This window comes from Streptomyces sp. NPDC057743 (assembly GCF_042798755.1).
Classification (GTDB): domain Bacteria; phylum Actinomycetota; class Actinomycetes; order Streptomycetales; family Streptomycetaceae; genus Streptomyces.
Genome location: NZ_JBHVJX010000023.1, coordinates 83363 through 99405 on the forward strand (window position 1 = coordinate 83363; position 16043 = coordinate 99405).

General features: G+C 71.8%; 16 protein-coding genes. 11 read left to right on the plus strand and 5 right to left on the minus strand.

The window, feature by feature from the left end:
- The first annotated feature begins 5 nt into the window (after positions 1-5).
- From ACFVFQ_RS25555 to ACFVFQ_RS25570, 4 genes are all read left to right on the plus strand, one after another.
- Positions 6-941: a carbohydrate ABC transporter permease gene (locus ACFVFQ_RS25555; protein WP_383420004.1), complete on the plus strand. Its 936-nt coding sequence runs from the start codon at positions 6-8 to the stop codon at positions 939-941.
- Complete coding sequence (locus tag ACFVFQ_RS25560; RefSeq protein WP_383420006.1) at positions 938-1798, plus strand: carbohydrate ABC transporter permease; 861 nt, start codon at positions 938-940, stop codon at positions 1796-1798. The genes ACFVFQ_RS25555 and ACFVFQ_RS25560 overlap by 4 nt, the downstream gene beginning before the upstream one ends.
- Positions 1799-1830: 32 nt before the next feature.
- Positions 1831-3108, plus strand: coding sequence for a glycosyl hydrolase (locus ACFVFQ_RS25565; protein ID WP_383420008.1), 1278 nt, complete (start codon positions 1831-1833; stop codon positions 3106-3108).
- Positions 3109-3171: 63 nt separating this feature from the next.
- A complete protein-coding gene (locus ACFVFQ_RS25570; RefSeq protein WP_383420010.1) occupies positions 3172-6234 on the plus strand; it encodes an alpha-mannosidase in 3063 nt (1020 codons plus the stop codon).
- Positions 6235-6249: 15 nt separating this feature from the next.
- Here ACFVFQ_RS25570 and ACFVFQ_RS25575 read toward each other — a convergent pair whose 3' ends face one another.
- Positions 6250-6555: a hypothetical protein gene (locus tag ACFVFQ_RS25575; RefSeq protein WP_383420012.1), complete on the minus strand. Its 306-nt coding sequence runs from the start codon at positions 6553-6555 to the stop codon at positions 6250-6252.
- Positions 6556-6708: 153 nt separating this feature from the next.
- Here ACFVFQ_RS25575 and ACFVFQ_RS25580 point away from each other — a divergent pair, with 153 nt between their 5' ends.
- From ACFVFQ_RS25580 to ACFVFQ_RS25590, 3 genes are all read left to right on the plus strand, one after another.
- On the plus strand, positions 6709-7734 hold the full coding sequence (locus tag ACFVFQ_RS25580) for an alpha/beta hydrolase (protein ID WP_383420014.1): 1026 nt from the start codon (positions 6709-6711) through the stop codon (positions 7732-7734).
- Positions 7735-7797: 63 nt separating this feature from the next.
- On the plus strand, positions 7798-7992 hold the full coding sequence (locus ACFVFQ_RS25585; protein ID WP_274912002.1) for an antitoxin: 195 nt from the start codon (positions 7798-7800) through the stop codon (positions 7990-7992).
- Between the two features lie 61 nt (positions 7993-8053).
- Positions 8054-8629: a GNAT family N-acetyltransferase gene (locus tag ACFVFQ_RS25590; protein ID WP_383420016.1), complete on the plus strand. Its 576-nt coding sequence runs from the start codon at positions 8054-8056 to the stop codon at positions 8627-8629.
- 71 nt (positions 8630-8700) lie between these two features.
- Here the strand turns inward: ACFVFQ_RS25590 and ACFVFQ_RS25595 are convergent, their stop codons facing one another.
- The 3 genes from ACFVFQ_RS25595 to ligD form a co-directional block, all read right to left on the minus strand.
- The gene (locus tag ACFVFQ_RS25595) at positions 8701-8913 is read right to left on the minus strand and encodes a cold-shock protein (RefSeq protein ID WP_221910256.1); all 213 of its coding nucleotides are present in this window, start codon (positions 8911-8913) and stop codon (positions 8701-8703) included.
- 284 nt (positions 8914-9197) lie between these two features.
- Entirely contained in the window at positions 9198-10418 is a 1221-nt protein-coding gene (locus ACFVFQ_RS25600; RefSeq protein WP_383420018.1) for a D-alanyl-D-alanine carboxypeptidase family protein, read from the minus strand.
- Between the two features lie 444 nt (positions 10419-10862).
- Positions 10863-11774, minus strand: coding sequence for a non-homologous end-joining DNA ligase (gene ligD / locus ACFVFQ_RS25605; protein ID WP_383420020.1), 912 nt, complete (start codon positions 11772-11774; stop codon positions 10863-10865).
- A gap of 31 nt (positions 11775-11805) precedes the next feature.
- Here ligD and ACFVFQ_RS25610 point away from each other — a divergent pair, with 31 nt between their 5' ends.
- Together ACFVFQ_RS25610 and ACFVFQ_RS25615 are read left to right on the plus strand one after the other, a co-directional pair.
- The gene (locus tag ACFVFQ_RS25610; protein ID WP_383420022.1) at positions 11806-12828 is read left to right on the plus strand and encodes a Ku protein; all 1023 of its coding nucleotides are present in this window, start codon (positions 11806-11808) and stop codon (positions 12826-12828) included.
- A gap of 63 nt (positions 12829-12891) precedes the next feature.
- Entirely contained in the window at positions 12892-13302 is a 411-nt protein-coding gene (locus ACFVFQ_RS25615; RefSeq protein WP_383420024.1) for an RNA-binding S4 domain-containing protein, read from the plus strand.
- A 4-nt stretch (positions 13303-13306) separates the two neighbouring features.
- Here the strand turns inward: ACFVFQ_RS25615 and ACFVFQ_RS25620 are convergent, their stop codons facing one another.
- Entirely contained in the window at positions 13307-13768 is a 462-nt protein-coding gene (locus ACFVFQ_RS25620) for a YchJ family protein (RefSeq protein ID WP_383420026.1), read from the minus strand.
- A 197-nt stretch (positions 13769-13965) separates the two neighbouring features.
- Here ACFVFQ_RS25620 and ACFVFQ_RS25625 point away from each other — a divergent pair, with 197 nt between their 5' ends.
- On the plus strand, positions 13966-14160 hold the full coding sequence (locus ACFVFQ_RS25625) for a hypothetical protein (protein WP_016576341.1): 195 nt from the start codon (positions 13966-13968) through the stop codon (positions 14158-14160).
- A 189-nt stretch (positions 14161-14349) separates the two neighbouring features.
- Positions 14350-15990, plus strand: a complete 1641-nt coding sequence (locus ACFVFQ_RS25630; RefSeq protein ID WP_383420029.1) for a hypothetical protein — start codon at positions 14350-14352, stop codon at positions 15988-15990.
- The last annotated feature ends 53 nt before the right edge of the window (positions 15991-16043 follow it).

Sequence of the window (16043 nt, forward strand, 5' to 3'; positions counted from 1 at the left end):
CGGGGATGGGAAGGGGAATACGGAAGGCCGCGGCGGGTGGTGGCGTTCGGCATCGCGGCCTGGATAAGGGAGTTCGTAGGCAGTTGCCGTCCAGCCCCTGGCTCTTCCTGGCTCCCGGGTTGTTGGCCGTGGGCGGATTCAGTCTCTATCCGTTCGTCAGCACGGTGGTCAATTCCTTCACCGACGCCAGGACGTTGACAGCCGGGCGCTTCACCGGTGGCACCAATTACCGGGAGATGGTTCAAGACCCGATGTTCTGGACGGGATTGCGCAACAGCGTGCTCTACGTCCTGGGCGTGGTGCCACCGTTGGTGGTGCTGCCGCTGCTGCTGGCCCTGCTCGTACGGCGGAGCGTCCCGGGGATCGCCTTCTTCCGGGCCGCGTTCTACCTCCCGGTGGTCGCGTCGGTCGTGGTGGTCGGGCTGATCTGGGTGTGGCTGCTGGACGACCGGGGGTTGATCAACGCCCTGTTGGGCGCCCTGGGGTTCGGGCGGGCCGGCTTCCTCAGCGATCCCTGGCTGTTGCTGCTCAGCGCGATGGCGGTGACGGTCTGGAAGGGCCTCGGCTACTACATGATCATTTATCTGGCGGCACTGACGCAGGTGCCGCGGGAGCTCCACGAGGCGTGCGCGGTCGACGGGGCCGGGCCGGTGCGGCGCTTCCTGACCGTCACGGTGCCGGCGGTGCGCTCGACGATGGTGCTGGTGGCCGCGCTGTCCGCGGTCAATGCGTTCAAGGTGTTCTCCGAGGTGTATCTGATCGCCGGGGCGACGGGCGGGCCGGGCGGGGAGGACACGACGCTGGTGATGCTCGTCCAGCAGGCCGGCACCGGGCTCAGCGGCCGCATCGGCTACGCCTCGGCCCTGTCGGTGGTGGTCTTCGTGCTCACGCTGGGGCTGATGCTGCTGGTGTTGCGCGCCAATCGCCGGGAGGACCGATGACTGCCGGGGTCGACCGGAACCGGCGCCGGCGGCGCGGCCGCGGCTGGTCGCTGGCGGTCCGCTATCTGCTGCTGCTCGCCGTGCTGGCGCTGACGGTCGGGCCGTTCCTGTGGCAGTTGTCGACGTCGCTCAAGGGGCCGGGCGAGGACATCTACCGCTATCCGCCGAGCCTGGTGCCGCACCACCCCACGCTCGCCAACTACGCCGCGGTGGCCCAGACCATCCCGGTCTGGGAGTTCGCGCTGAACTCGCTCAGGGTTGCCGCCACCAATGTGCTCACCAACTGCGTGGGCGCGGCGCTGGCGGGCTATGCGCTGGCCCGGTTGCGGTTTCGGGGTCGGCGGGTGGCCGTGGTGGTGTTCGTCGCGGCGATGCTGGTGCCGGTCGAAAGCATCATGATCGCCCAGTTCGTGACGATGCGTCAGTTGCAGTTGAACAACACGCTGCTCGGGGTGGTGCTGCCCGGCTGCATCGGCGCGATGAACGTGTTGCTGATGCGGAACGCCTTCGCCGCCCTGCCGTACGAGGTCGAGGAGGCGGCGTTCGTGGACGGCGCCCATGCCTGGCAGCGCTTCGTGCGGATCGCGTTGCCGTCGGTTCGGGGCACCCTCGCGGTGGTCGCGGTCTTCGCGTTCATCGGTGCCTGGGACGACTTCCTGTGGCCGTTGATCGTGCTCAGCGACCAGTCGAAGTTCACCCTGACCGTCGGGCTGAACTATCTGCACGGCACCTTCGCGGACAACCAACGGCTGGTGGCGGCCGGTTCGGTGATCGCCGTCCTCCCGTTGATCGTGCTGTTCGCCTGCCTCCAGCGTTACTTCTTCCGCGGCGTCGGCGAGGGCGCCGTCAAGGGCTGATCCCACACCCACCCGGAGGGACAGGACCACCGATGCCCGTATCCCAGGAGCCCGACCGGATCCGATTCGGCGTCAACTACACGCCCAGTCAGGGGTGGTTCCACCACTGGCTGGACTTCGACCTGGACGCGGTGCGCGCCGATCTGGACGCCGTCGCCGCCCTCGGCCTGGACCACGTCCGGGTCTTCCCGCTGTGGCCACTGTTCCAGCCCAACCGCACCCTGATCCGGCCGCGCGCCGTGGAGCAGTTGGTGCAGTTGGCGGACGCGGCGGCCGAGCGGGGGCTGGACGTCGCGGTGGACGGCCTCCAGGGCCATCTGTCCAGCTTCGACTTCCTGCCGGCCTGGACGCGGACCTGGCACCGCCGCAACCTCTTCACCGACCCGGAGGTGCTCTCGGGCCAGGAAGAGTACCTGCGGACGCTGGCCGCCGCGCTCGCCGACCGGCCGGGCTTCCTCGGCATGACCCTCGGCAACGAGATCAACCAGTTCTCGGACGCCCCGCATCCGGACCCGGACCGCATCACCCGCGCGCAGGCAACGGCCTGGCTGGAGCGGATGCTGGCTGCCTGCGAGCGCGGCGCACCGGGCCGCCCGCATCTGCACGCCGCGTACGACGTCGCCTGGTACCGCGACGGCCACCCCTTCACCCCCGCGCACGCCGCCCGGCTCGGCGCCATGACTGCGGTGCACTCCTGGGTGTTCAACGGGACCGCGCAGCGCCACGGCCCGAAGGGGGTCGCCACCGAGCAGCACGCCGCCTATCTCATCGAGCTGACCAAGGCATGGGCGCAGGACCCGCGACGCCCGGTCTGGCTCCAGGAGGTCGGCGCCCCGGCCCCGCACATCCCCCCGGCTGACGCGCCCGACTTCACCACCACGACCGTCACCAACGCCCTTGACTGTCAGGGCGTTTGGGGCGTCACGTGGTGGTGCGCGTACGACGTCCCGCGGTCCCTGGCCGACTTCCCGGAGTTGGAGTACGGGCTGGGCCTGCTCACCGAGGAGCGCGCGGTCAAGCCGGTGGGGCGCGCCCTCGCGGAACGTGCGGCGCACTGGCGGGGCCGCGCGCACCGGCCGCCGACGCGCACCACCGCGCTGGTCGTCGACGTCGGGGACGCCGAGGCGGCGCCGCACAGGTCGGTGTGCGCGCCCGGCGGCCCGGTCTTCGAAGCCTGGGCGGAGCTGGCCGGACAGGGCGCCCGGCCCGCCCTGGTTCTGGCCGAACTAGCCGCGGATACCGACCATTTGACGTCACGTGGGATCACCGAGGTGTGCACTCCCGAGGAGGTGGGGCACCCCTCGCGCTAGGGCCGCCCATGCCCCGCCCGGCCAGCCGTCCTGCCCCGTTCCCGACCTCTGGAGCCGTAAGCCATGCATGACGATCGCGCACTGGTCGAAGCCCGTCTCAAGCGGGTGCTCAATGAACGCATCCGGCCCGCCGTGTACCCGGAGTCGGTGCCCCTGGAGGTGGCTGCCTGGGTGGCGCCGGGTGAACCGGTCTCCGTGACCGAGGGGTTGGGGGCCGCGCACACCCCCGTCGCGGTGGGGGATGCCTGGGGTGCGCCGTGGGCGACGACGTGGTTCCGGGTGCGGGGCGCGGTGCCCGAGGCGTGGGCGGGGCGGACCGTGGAGGCGGTGCTGGACCTGGGGTTCGACGAGCGGATGCCTGGCTTCCAGTGCGAGGCGCTGGTGTACCTGCCGGACGGGACGCCGGTGAAGGGCCTCAATCCGCGCAACCAGTGGGTGCGGGTCGGGGAGCCGGCGCGCGGTGGCGAGCGCGTCGAGTGGCACCTGGAGGCCGCGTCCAACCCTGTCATCCTCGACGTCCCGCCGTTCCAGCCGACGGCGTTGGGCGATCCGGAGACCGCAGGCAGCGCGCCGCTGTACCGACTGGCGCGGATGGACCTGGCGGTGTTCGACGCCGAGGTGTGGGAACTTGCCCTGGACCTTGAGGTGTTGGGCGAGTTGATGGCGGAGCTGCCGGTGGACGCGCCGCGGCGGTGGGAGGTGCTGCGGGCGGTGGGCCGGGCGCTGGACGCCGTTGACCTCCAGGACGTGGGGGCGACGGCCTCGGAGGCGCGCAGACACCTGCGGGAGGTGTTGGCTGCGCCGGCACAGGCATCCGCGCACCGGATCAGCGCGGTGGGGCATGCGCACATCGACTCGGCGTGGCTGTGGCCGCTGCGCGAGACGGTACGGAAGGTGGCCCGGACGACGGCGAACATGACGGCACTGCTGGCGGACGAGCCGGAGTTCATCTACACCATGTCGCAGGCACAGCAGTACGCCTGGCTCAAGGAGCACCGGCCGGAGGTCTACGCCAAGGTCAAGCGGGCGGTGGCGGAGGGCCGGTTCGTTCCGGCGGGTGGGATGTGGGTGGAGTCGGACACCAACATGCCTGGCTCGGAGGCGATGGCCCGTCAATTCGTGTACGGGAAGCGGTTCTTCCTGGAGGAGTTCGGCGTCGAGAACGACGAGGCGTGGCTGCCGGACACCTTCGGTTTCGCGGCGGGGCTGCCGCAGATCATCAAGGCGGCCGGGGCGAAGTGGCTGCTGACGCAGAAGATCTCCTGGAGCCAGGTGAACTCCTTCCCGCACCACACGTTCCGCTGGGAGGGCATCGACGGAACCCGGATCTTCACCCACTTCCCGCCGGTGGACACCTACAACTGCCAGCTCTCCGGCGCCGAACTCGCCCATGCGGCACGGAACTTCAAGGAGAAGGGCACCGCCCGCCACTCGCTGGCACCGACGGGTTGGGGCGACGGCGGCGGGGGCACCACCCGCGAGATGGTCGCCAAGGCCCGCCGGCTGCGGAGCCTGGAGGGCTCGCCGGTGGTGCGGTGGGAGAAGCCGGCCGACTTCTTCGCCCGGGCGGAGGCCGAGCACCCCGCCGCCCCGGTATGGGTCGGCGAGCTCTATCTCGAACTGCACCGCGGGACGCTCACCAGTCAGGCCCGCACCAAGCGCGGCAACCGCCGCAGCGAACACCTGTTGCGGGAGGCAGAACTGTGGTCGGCCACCGCCGCCGTCACCACCGGACTCCCCTACCCGCACGAGGAGTTGGACCGGATATGGAAGACGGTGCTGCTGCACCAGTTCCACGACATCCTGCCCGGCTCGTCCATCGCCTGGGTGCACCGCGAGGCCGAACGTACCTACGCCGCCGTCGCCGCCGAGTTGGAGGAGCTGATCGCCGCGGCGCTGACGGCCCTCGCCGGCTGCGGCGAGGGCCCGTTGGTGGCCAACTCCGCGCCGCACGCCCGCGGCGGGGTGCCGGCGGGCGCGCTGGCCGCCGCGGTCGTCGAGGGTGCCCCGGTGGGTGCCGGACCGCGCCCGGGCGGCGGGTTCGTCCTCCGGAACGACCTGTTGCGGATCGAGATCGACGGCCGCGGCCTGGTGGTCTCCGCGTACGACGAGACCGCGGGCCGGGAGGCCGTCGCACCGGGCGCGGCCGCGAACCTGCTCCAACTCCACCCGGACTTCCCCAACATGTGGGATGCCTGGGACGTGGACGCGTTCTACCGCGAGGTGGTCACCGACCTGACCGACGCGGACGAGGTCGCGCTCGCCGAGTCGTCCCCAAGGGCCGCGACCGTCCGCGTCGTCCGGCGCTTCGGCGCCTCGCGGGTGGTGCAGACGCTGACGTTGGCGCGCGGGCAGCGGCGGCTGGACATCGACACCGAGGTGGACTGGCACGAGACCGAGAAGTTCCTCAAGGCCGCCTTCCCCCTGGACCTGCACGCCGAGCGGTACGCGGCGGAGACCCAGTTCGGGCACCTGTACCGGCCGACGCACACCAACACCAGTTGGGAGGCGGCCAAGTTCGAGGCGTGCGCGCACCGGTTCGTGCACGCGGCGGAGCCGGACTGGGGCGTGGCGCTGGTCAACGACGCGACGTACGGGCACGACGTGACCCGCACCGTGCGGGAGGGCACGGCCGGCGGCGAGCGGGGCACCACCACGACCGTCCGACTGTCCCTGCTGCGCGCCCCGCGCTTCCCGGACCCGGAGACGGACCAGGGCAGCCACCGCTTCCGTTACGCGCTGGTGCCGGGCGCGACCCTGGGGGACGCGGTGCGCGAGGGGCACTGGATCAATCTGCCGGAGCGGGTGGTGACCGGGTCCGGCGCGGTGCCGCCGCTGGTGGCGGTGGACGACGACGCGGTGGTGGTCACCGCGGTCAAGCTGGCCGACGACCGCAGCGGCGATGTGGTGGTGCGCCTCCACGAGTCCCGCGGCGGACGGGCCCGGACGACGCTGACCACCGGTTTCGCGCTGGCCGGGGCGGTTGCCACCGACCTTCTGGAACGTCCGACGGAAGACGGTCCGGCCCTGGAGCGGGAGGGCGACGCGGTCACGATGGCGCTGCGGCCGTTCCAGATCGTGACGCTGCGGCTGCGCCGGGCGGCCGACGGGCACCCGACTGGCTGACCGGGCGCGGGGCTTTTAGCCGGGGTCGGCAAAGGGGGTGCGGGCGCCGCGGCAGCTGTCCCGGCGGGCGCCGTGCCGCCGGTCCCGGCCGGTGGCGCGTCCACGGCCGCCGCGCCGCGGACCGGGGCCGGGCGCCGCCCCCTGGCCGGGGTCCCGGTCGGGATCCCGGCCGGGGTCCAACCCCAACATGTCCATCAGCAACGACAGATCCGCCGCGTCCCGCGCACGGCCGGCCAGCGCCTTCCTGGCGAGCCGTCGCTCCTCGTCGCCCGGTACCGCGCGGGGGGCGGTGTCATCGGCACCGCGGTGTTCATCGGTCACCGCTGCATTCTCGGCCGGACCGGGGGGCGCTGCCCGTCGAGCGGGCCGATGGGCGCACCACGGAACCAGCGGCGCCCGAATTACCTCTTTATGGTTACTTGCACTTGATCGTCATGGTCACTCGCACGTGATCCACCAGTAGCGGAGCCACCGTTGAAACACCCCCATGCCCGCGCGCTCACGGCCCTCGCCGTCGCGTCCTGCGCCCTTCTCGCCGGCTGTTCGGAGAACGGCAAGCCGGTCGACTTCAACGCGGGCGCCCCGGGCAGCGCGGCCGCCCCGGCCAAGCCCGTCGACCGGGACACCCGCATGCCCACCGGGCCCAAGAGCGAGTTCCGGATCACCCGCACCCTCGATGACGGCACGCACATAGCCCGGACCACGCTCAAGGGCGCGAAGTCCGGAGTCACCGGCAGCGTCTGGGTGTGGGCCCCCAAGGAATACCAGGACCCCAAATACGCCAAGAGCGGTTTCCCGGTGCTGATAGCCCTGCCGGGCGGCCTGGGCAGCCCGAAGGACAAGAGCGGCGTCACCAATTACTGGGTCGGTGGCGACATCAAGTTGCAGGAGAACCTCACCAAATGGACCGAGGAGGGCAAGAGCCTGCCGTTCCTCGTGGTGATGCCGATGCTGAATCCGGATACCCGCTACCACGACGGCAGTGACATTCCCGGTCAGGCGAAGATGGGGACCTGGCTGACCGATGACGTCGTCAATCTGGTCAAGGACAATTTCCGCACCTTCAACTCCCGCGACGGCTGGGCCTTCATGGGCTCGTCCTCGGGTGGCTTCGCGAGCCTGAAGTCCGTGCTGAAGTACCCGGAGAAGTTCAAGGCGGCGATAGCCAGCGGCCCGGACATCGTCCCGGATTCCCCGATGTGGGCCGGCCATCAGAAGGAGAAGGACGCCAACAATCCGGAGAAGCTGGCGGCGCAGCTGCTGAAGAAGGGCGGGCCCGACGTCTATCTGGCTTTCCAGGCCGGCACCAAGGAAGGCGCCTCGGTCATCAACCCCGTGAAGCGTTTCCGGGAGAAGTACGGAAAGGGCCCGATCCACACCGCGCTCCAGATGATTCCCGGCGGCCGGCACAATGCCTGGGACTACCAAAAGGGCATGGACGCCAGCTCCATCAAATTCATCAGCGACCAGCTCAAGGCCCCGATTCCCAGCTCTTCCTGATGCAGATCGCCCGTTCGGGGGCGATGCTGGTGTCGAGGGGGGCCGTGCTGAGGAGGGTGTTCCATGTCCGTTCTGGACAAGCTGAAGCAGATGCTCAAGGGCCACGAGGACCAGGCCGGCAAGGGCATCGACAAGGCCGGCGACTACGCCGACGAGAAGACCCAGGGCAAGTACTCGGGCCAGATCGACACCGCCCAGGACAAGCTCAAGGAGCAGCTCGGCGGAACGGACCGGGACACGGACCAACCGCCGCAGTGACGGCTCGGTAATTCCCCGCTCGGCCGGGGACAAGGGAACTCTTCGGGATTAGCCTGAACGGATGATCACCACGTCCGCCTGGCTCGCCCCGGATGTCCTGATGCGCCCCGCCGAGCTCACCGACGCCGCCGGGTTCTCCCGGGCCTACCAGCGCAGCCGCGAACACCTCCGCCGCACCGAACCGGACCGCGGCGAGGCGTTCTACACCCCGACCGGCCAGGTGGAGCGGCTCCGCGCGCAGCTTGCCGAGCAGGCGGCCGGGCGCCTGGCGCTCTGGGTCCTAGTCCGCGCGTCGGACGACGCCTCAGCGGAGCCGGACGTGGCGGGCGCGATCACCCTGTCGGGGATCACCTACGGGCCGCTGCACAGCGCCAGCGTCGGCTACTGGATCGACGCCGGTCAGGTGCGCCGCGGGCTCGCCGCCGCGGCGCTGCGCGCGGTCTGCGCGGCGGCCGACGGGGAGTTGGGCCTGCACCGGCTGGAGGCCGGCACCCTGGTGGACAACGTGGCCTCGCAGCGGGTGCTGACCGGCTGCGGCTTCACCCTCTACGGCACGGCCGAGAAGTACCTGCACATCAACGGCGCCTGGCGGGACCACCGGCTGTTCCAGAAGATCCTCAACGACCGCCGCCCGTAGGCGTGTCGACATACGGCGGCGCCCGCCCCCGTGCGTGGGGGCGGGCGCCGTCAGGTGCGGCGGGGCCGCGATCACGGGGTTGCCAGCACCCGGATCTTCTCCGCCTGCGGACCCTTCTGACCCTGGGTGACCTCGAAGGTGACCTTCTGGCCCTCCAGCAGCTCGCGGTAGCCGGTGGCGTCGATGTTGGAGTAGTGCGCGAAGACGTCGGCGCCGCCGTCGTCCTGCGCGATAAAGCCGAAGCCCTTTTCCGAGTTGAACCATTTGACCGTGCCCGAAGCCATGTTGCGTCTCCTTCGCTCTATGGGCCCGAATCGGCTCCCGCACCCCGCGGAACCCGGAGGTGATCGCCCTGGTCCGGAGACGTACCGGACAGCAAGAACGCCCGTGAATGCTCCACGGGCGCCCGGCACTTCGGAACCACGACAGCTGATCAGGACGCTACACCGACCAGGCCCGCCAGTCATCACAAACCATGGCAAACGCGTCGTGCTTCACCGGGCAAGGCCACACCGGGTCCTCCGTATCCCCGACCGATCAGACATCTGTACGAGACCTGGACGGCCCGTCAGTTCTCCGGTCCGCCGCCGTCGGGGCCGGCCGGCTGCCGACGCCACCACAGCGCGGTGCCCAGCACGGTCAGCGCCACCACCCCGACTGCCGAGAACGACAAGAGGACGACGTCGTCCTGGTGACCGGCCGGCCGGGTCGTCGACGCCTGGTGCAGCGCGGTACCCGATGCCTGGTGCGCGGCCCGCTCGGTGCCGGGGGCGCGCCGGTCGGGGGCCGGAGCCGGCAGCACGCCGACCGCGGCGGCACGGGGCGCGGCGGCGAACCCCCAGTCCAGCAGGGCGCGGGTCTCCTCGTAGACCGCGTTCTCGGCGCCGGACTGCGGGTTCATGACGGTGACCAGCAGCGTCCGGCCGCCTCGTCGGGCGGCGGCGACCAGGGTGTTGCCGGCGTGCGTGGTGTAGCCGTTCTTCACGCCGATGAGGCCCTCGTAGGGGGTCACCCCGTGCGAGCCGACCAGCAGCCGGTTGGTGTTCTGGATGCCGTACCCGTCCGGGCCGGCGTCCTCCGGGAACTGTGCGGTCTTGGTGGCGGCGAAGCGGGCGAAGTCCCGGTTGGTGAGCCCGGCCTGGCCGAAGAGGGAGAGGTCGTAGGCGGAGGAGAACTGGCCGGGCGTGTCGAAGCCGTCGGCGGACTCGACGGTGGTGTCGCGGGCGCCCAGCCGCTCCGCGGTCGCCTGCATGTCGTTGATGGTCTTCGTCCAGCCGCCGTTCATCGCGGCGAGGGCGTGCACCGCGTCGCTGCCGGAGCTGAGGAAGACGCCGTGCCACAGGTCCGCCACGCGGTACGGCATGTCCTCCTTGATACCGGCGAGCGCGCTGCCGGACTCGATGCCGGCCAGGTCGGCACTGGAGACGGTGCGCACCGCGCCTTGGGAGAACTTCGGCAGCACCGTCAACGCGAAGAGGGTCTTGAGGGTGCTGGCCGGCGGTAGTTGCCGGTGGGCGTCCTTGGCCGCGAGGATCCGGTGGCTCCTCAGGTCCGTGACGACCCAGGACAGCGCCGACACCCGTGGCGGCTCGGGGACGCCGCGTCTGGGCAGGAACTGCACACCGTGCTCGTCCAGCAGGTTCTCGGTCGGGGCCGGCGGTGCGCCGCGCAGGTCGTCGATGCCGTACGGGCCATCGGCAACCGCCGGGCCACACAGGGCCAGCAGGCTCGCGGCGCAGACGGCCGCTGCGGTCAGGGCTCTGACGGGGGACCAACTCGCTGTCGACATGTGGCCACGCTAAGAACGCCGCGGGCGCCGCGCCGGTTGGCCTACTCCATACGGTTCCGGGGCGGCGCGGAGCGGACCGTCCCACGACTCCGACCGCCGTCCCACACGCCGTCAGGACCGGACCGGTCACACCTCCTCGGTATCGGGTACGACACCTCGTCAACCACGGCCCGGACGCCCGGTTCCCGGCACGCACCACGGGCGAGGTCGGGCGGCAGGGTGAACGGTTCCGGGGCCGTCAGCCCTGTCTACGAGCAACAACAGGGCCAGGCTTTCCGGGAGTTGGGGACCACGCCGCCCGGCGACAGGCCCATGTTCAGCCCGCGGGCGAGGGAAGAGGAGTGCAGGGGTGTCGATCAACTGGCCTGCTCTGTCCGCACATTGGCGCCTGCTCGTTGGCACGGAGGCGGCCCATCGTCCACCCTCGTCGCCACGTTTGCCGTTCTACGCGGAGTGTCGGTGCCGGGTCCCGCGGGGTACCGGGCGGGCCCTGGACGGATCGAGCAGTGGTGCGTGGAGGTCGCCGTAGCGCTCGCGGCGGGCGGCGATCTCGCCGAAGAGGAAGGTGAGTTGGTCGGGCGCGGTGCAGTTGGCCACCTCGTCCCAGGTGACCGGGGTGGAGACGGTCGGGAGGGGGCGGGCGCGCAGGGTGTAGGCGACCGCGGTGGTCTTGGCGGCGGCGTTCTGCGAGAAGTCGATGAAGACCCTGCCGGGCCGCAGCGCCCGGTCCATCTTGTGCGTGACCAGCTCCCCCAGGGCCGCACCGGCCTCGACGGCGAGCGTCCGGGCGTAGGCGGTGGTCTGGTCGGCGGGGGTGGGCTCGACCGGCACGACGAGGTGCAGCCCCTTGGAGCCGCTGGTCTTGGCGTAGGCGTCGAGGCCGTCGGCGGCCAGCCGGTCGCGCAGCCACCGGGCGGCGGCACAGCACTCGACGATGGTGGCGGGCGCGCCCGGGTCCAGGTCGAAGACGAGCCGGTCGGCCAGGCCCGGGGCGTCGCAGGTCCACTGCGGGGTGTGCAGCTCGACGACGAGGTTGGCCGCCCAGACCAGCGAGGCGAGGTCCTGGAGCACCACCTGGCGGGCGGGCCCCGACCTCGAATGGGGGACCGCGCAGCTCGCCACCCAAGGGGGCGCGCCGGGTGGCACGTTCTTGGTGAAGAAGCGCTGGCCGTCGGGCCCGTCGGGATAGCGGAGGAAGGACACCGGCCGGTCGTGGAGGTGTGGGAGCAGCGCGTCCGCGGTGGTGGTGCAGTAGTGCAGCACCTCACCCTTGGTCGTGCCGGTCTCGGGATAGAGGACCTTGTCGAGGTTGGTCAGCGTCAGGCGCCGCCCCTCCACGACGGTGATCGGCGACATACCATTGAGAATCCCACACAAGGGACGAACCATGCGATCCATCTGGAACGGGTCCATTTCGTTTGGCCTGGTCACGATCCCGGTGAAGACCTACAGCGCCACCGACCGCACCGCGTCGGTCTCCTTCGTCCGCATCCACGAGGCGGACGGCGCACCGATCCAGTACCGCAAGGTCTGCGAACTGGACGGCGAGGAGGTGCCGAACGAGGAGGTGGGCAAGGGGTATCAGCCGCCCGGCGACGACACCGTCGTGCCGATCACCGACGAGGACCTCTCCCGGCTGCCGATGCCGACCGCCAAGACGCTGTCGATCCTCGCGTTCGTGGACCCCGCCGAGATCGACCCGCTCCAGTTGGACAAGGCGTACTACCTCGGCCCCAACGGGGCCTCCGCCGTCAAGCCGTACACCTTGCTGCGGGAGGCGCTGGAGCACCACGAGAAGGTCGCGATCGGCAAGGTGGCGCTGCGCGGGCGGGAGACGCTGGCCATGCTGCGGGCGCACGACGGGGCGCTGGTGATGCACGCGCTGTTGTGGCCGGACCAGGTCCGTCCCGCGGAGGGGATCGCGCCGGAGGACGTGAAGATCCGCGAGAACGAGATGAAGCTGGCCGAGACGCTGATGGACTCGCTGGGCACGCTCGACCCGGCCGAACTCCACGACGACTACCGCGAGGCGGTGGAGGAACTCGTCGCGGCCAAGCTGGCGGGTGGCGCCCCGACCGCCCCCGACACCACCGCACCCGGCGCCCGGGTCATCGATCTGACGGCGGCCCTGGAGAAGAGCGTGCGGGCCGCCCGCGGCGCCGACGCGGACGGGGAGGCCGCCTCGGTCACCCCGATCCGGGGCCGCGGCACAGCCACCAAGAAGGCCCCGGCGAAGAAGGCGGCGGCCAAGGGGGAGTCACGCCGCGCGACCACGGGCGGGAAGGGCACGACGAGCAAGGCCGGCAAGACCAACACCGGTAAGGCGGGCGGCAGTTCGGCCACTTCCGGGAAGACCGCGGCGAAGAAGTCGTCGCGGGCGAAGCGGGCGTCGAAGACCACCGCGACCTGATCCGCGCCGGCCGGCCGCGGCTCTCCCCACCGACCGGGCCCGCCGTTCCTCTAGAGTCGCAGCATGGCTTCAGACGAGGGGATGACCACCGCCCGGGTCGACAGCTGGATCTGGTCGGTGCGGCTCACCAAGACGCGTTCCGCGGCCGCAACGGCCTGCCGGGCCGGGCACGTGCGCGTCAACGGTGAGCGGGTCAAGCCCGCCCACGCCCTGCGGCCCGGCGACGAGGTGCGGCTGCGGCACGCCGGCCGGGAGCGGATCGTGGTGGTGAAGCGGCTGGTGCGCAAGCGGGTCGGCGCGCCGGTCGCCGTCGAGTGCTACGTCGACAACAGCCCGCCGGCACCGCCGCGCGAGGCGGTCGCGGTAACCGCCGTACGGGACCGCGGCGCGGGCCGGCCCACCAAGCGCGACCGCCGGGAGCTGGACCAGTTGCGCGGCCGGCTCGGCATGGGGCCGGAGGGCGACCGGCCCTGAGCGGTCAGGCGTCCGGCAGCGCGTCCACGTAGACCCAGTGGCCGTCCTGGCGGGCGAAGCGGCTGTTCTCGTACTGGTCGCCGGCGCGGCCGCGCACCTCGTAGTGGGCGCGGAAGGCGACCGTGCCCTCCTGGTGGAAGGCGCTGCCGCCGGTGGTGGCGAGGATTTCCAGGCCGGTCCAGCGTTGCGCGGGGTCGAGTTCGAGGGACGTGGGGCGGGTCGCCGGGTGCCAACTGCGCAGCAGGTAGGCGGAGTCGCCGATGGCGAAGGCGCTGTAGCGGGAGCGCATCAGGCGCTCGGCCGTCGGGGCGGCGGCTTGGCCCTGGTGGAACGGGGCGCAGCACTCCCCGTAGCTCGCCTCGCGGCCGCACGGGCAGGGTGCGTCCTCGGTGACGGGGGCCGGCGCGGGCGGCGTGCGCCGGCCGCGCTGCGGGACGGTTCTCGACGGCTTCCTGGGCTTTGACACCTCACGATTGTGCCGGGTCCGGCGGGCGGCGGGCACGGCGGGCCGTGGTCTTGGGGCGGGGCCGGTTTCACGCGGCCACTGGACCGTTTGAGGGATTTCCCCGACAAATCCGCCATTTGCAGCTTTTCTTGGCTTGATACCGGCGGTGAGGCTGGAAGAACTCACGGTGACCGTCCCCACACCCAGGAGAGAACCTCATGATTCTGTCCATTTCCGGCGTCGTCCTGCTCGGTGTCATCGTCTTCCTCTTCTTCCGCAAGGACGGCCTGAAGTTGTCCCACGCGCTAATCTGCGCACTCTTCGGCTTCTATCTCGCGGGCTCGGCCATCGCGCCCAGCATCAAGGCCGGCGGCGCGAGCCTGGCCAGCCTGCTCGGTGGGATCAAGCTCTAGGGCCTGCCCGATGGGTCCCCGATGGGTCAGGGTCGGATAGGCCCTAGCCACTCCGCCAGCAGCGCGGCGCCCGCGCGTACCGCCCGCACGGGCCGCCCCGTCCCGTCCGGGCGGCGCCGCGCGAGATCCCCCGGCTCGTCGCCCCCACCGAGCCGGCCCGCCGTCCCTACGAGCACCAGGAGAGAAGCCGTGGCCCGGCGCCCCCTCCCCCGCATCCTCACCGGCAACGCCCTGACCAGCAGTGCCCCGATCGCCCGCGGCCGCGAACTGGCGCGGACCGCGGCCGACGGCGCCACCGACGTGCTCCACCCGCTGATCACCATCAGCCGGGGCCTGCACCGCCTGGTGACGGCCGGCCGGGAACGCTGGGCCGCGACCCCCAGGGAGCGGCGCGGCCCACTGTGCTTCCTCGTCGGCGCCGGGGTGCTGATCGTGGCGCTGGTGCCGTACGGTCCGCTGCTCGCGGTGATCGCGGTGACGGGGGTGGCGGCCTGGGTCGGCCGGGACCGGACGCCGGCCGTGGCGGACAGCGGCCCGAGCGAGGCGGAGACCGGGCGCCTGCAGGCGCTGTACGAGGCGCTGGTGCCGCACTTCTCCGCCGACGCCGACCCCACCCCGCTCTACGCCCACGACGGGGACTGGCAGCGGGCGTTCACCGCGTACGCCTTCGACGAGGGCGGGCGGCCGACCCGGCTGCGGCTGACGTACCCGGCGTACTTCCCCGACGGCGAGGACGCTTCCCGGGTCCGCGTCGAGCAGTTGCTGCACGCCAAGTCCGGCCGCGGCCGGGAGTACCGCTTCGACTGGGACGAGGAGGCCAACCAGTTGACGATGACGGCGCTCGGGCCGCTGCCGACGGACCTGGCGACGCAGCGCTTCGTGACCTCGCCGGGCGAGACGGTGCTCGGGTTCACCGACCCCGAGTCGGTGCAGCGGACGCTTCCGGTGATCTGCGGGGGCGAGGTCCGGGACGAGCCGCCGGTGGTCTGGCGCACCGGCCGGCGGTCCACCGAACCACACCTGCTGGCCCTGGGGCAGCCGGGCGCCGGCGGGACGACGCTGCTCCGCTCGCTCGCGATCCAGGCGCTGCGCCACGGCGACGTGGTCGTCATCGACGGTGGTGGGACCGGGGAGTTCGGGTGTCTGGCCGGACGGCGCGGGGTGCTGGCCGTGGAGAGCGGGCTGGCCGGTGCGCTGGCGACGCTGGAGTGGGCGACGCACGAGACCGAGCGCCGACTGGTCGCCACCAACCGGGCGCAGCAGGCCGGGCAGCCGGCGCCGGCGGACGCCCGTCGGCCGCTGTGGATCATCGCGGACCGACTGACGGCGCTGTCCCATCTGGCGGCGGTGGAGGGGCAGGACGATCCCCAGCGACTGCTCCAGGTCCCGCTGCGGCACGGGCGGGCGGCCCAGGTGACGGTGGTGGTGGCCGACCAGTTCGAGACCGCGGAGCTGCTGACGGATCCGGTACGGGCCCACACCAAGGCGCGGGTCGTGCTCGGCCCGGCGACCGCCGAGGAGGTGCAGGCGGTGCTCGGCGCGCCGCCGCACACCACGCCGCTGCCCCAGGTGCCGCCGGGCCGCGGCTATGCGCGCATGGGCACCGGCCCGGTGCTGCGGCTCCAAGTGCCCGCCACCCCGGACCCGTTCGACGACGCCACCGGCGAGGCGCACCGCCGGGCCGTGCTGGCGCTCCTGCCGGAACGCACGGTGCCGGCGGACGCCACCGAGCGGACCGCCACCGCGCCCCGGCCGGTGTCCTTCGCGAAGCCCGGCCCGGCGGCGACGCCGGTGGGCGGCCGTAACGCGGAAGCCCCGACCTCGGATTGATGCCACGTCAGCGATTCGAGAACCTGTACGCAAGGTCAACTTGTCGCTAAGCG

Excerpts from the sequence above, each read along its gene's own strand:
- ACFVFQ_RS25555 (WP_383420004.1), top strand. The coding sequence starts at position 6 with ATGGGAAGGGGAATACGGAAGGCCGCGGCGGGTGGTGGCGTTCGGCAT.
- ACFVFQ_RS25560 (WP_383420006.1), top strand. The coding sequence starts at position 938 with ATGACTGCCGGGGTCGACCGGAACCGGCGCCGGCGGCGCGGCCGCGGC.
- ACFVFQ_RS25565 (WP_383420008.1), top strand. The coding sequence starts at position 1,831 with ATGCCCGTATCCCAGGAGCCCGACCGGATCCGATTCGGCGTCAACTAC.
- ACFVFQ_RS25570 (WP_383420010.1), top strand. The coding sequence starts at position 3,172 with ATGCATGACGATCGCGCACTGGTCGAAGCCCGTCTCAAGCGGGTGCTC.
- ACFVFQ_RS25585 (WP_274912002.1), top strand. The coding sequence starts at position 7,798 with ATGTCCGTTCTGGACAAGCTGAAGCAGATGCTCAAGGGCCACGAGGAC.
- ACFVFQ_RS25590 (WP_383420016.1), top strand. The coding sequence starts at position 8,054 with ATGATCACCACGTCCGCCTGGCTCGCCCCGGATGTCCTGATGCGCCCC.
- ACFVFQ_RS25595 (WP_221910256.1), bottom strand. The coding sequence starts at position 8,913 with ATGGCTTCGGGCACGGTCAAATGGTTCAACTCGGAAAAGGGCTTCGGC.
- ACFVFQ_RS25600 (WP_383420018.1), bottom strand. The coding sequence starts at position 10,418 with ATGTCGACAGCGAGTTGGTCCCCCGTCAGAGCCCTGACCGCAGCGGCC.
- ligD (WP_383420020.1), bottom strand. The coding sequence starts at position 11,774 with ATGTCGCCGATCACCGTCGTGGAGGGGCGGCGCCTGACGCTGACCAAC.
- ACFVFQ_RS25610 (WP_383420022.1), top strand. The coding sequence starts at position 11,806 with ATGCGATCCATCTGGAACGGGTCCATTTCGTTTGGCCTGGTCACGATC.
- ACFVFQ_RS25615 (WP_383420024.1), top strand. The coding sequence starts at position 12,892 with ATGGCTTCAGACGAGGGGATGACCACCGCCCGGGTCGACAGCTGGATC.
- ACFVFQ_RS25625 (WP_016576341.1), top strand. The coding sequence starts at position 13,966 with ATGATTCTGTCCATTTCCGGCGTCGTCCTGCTCGGTGTCATCGTCTTC.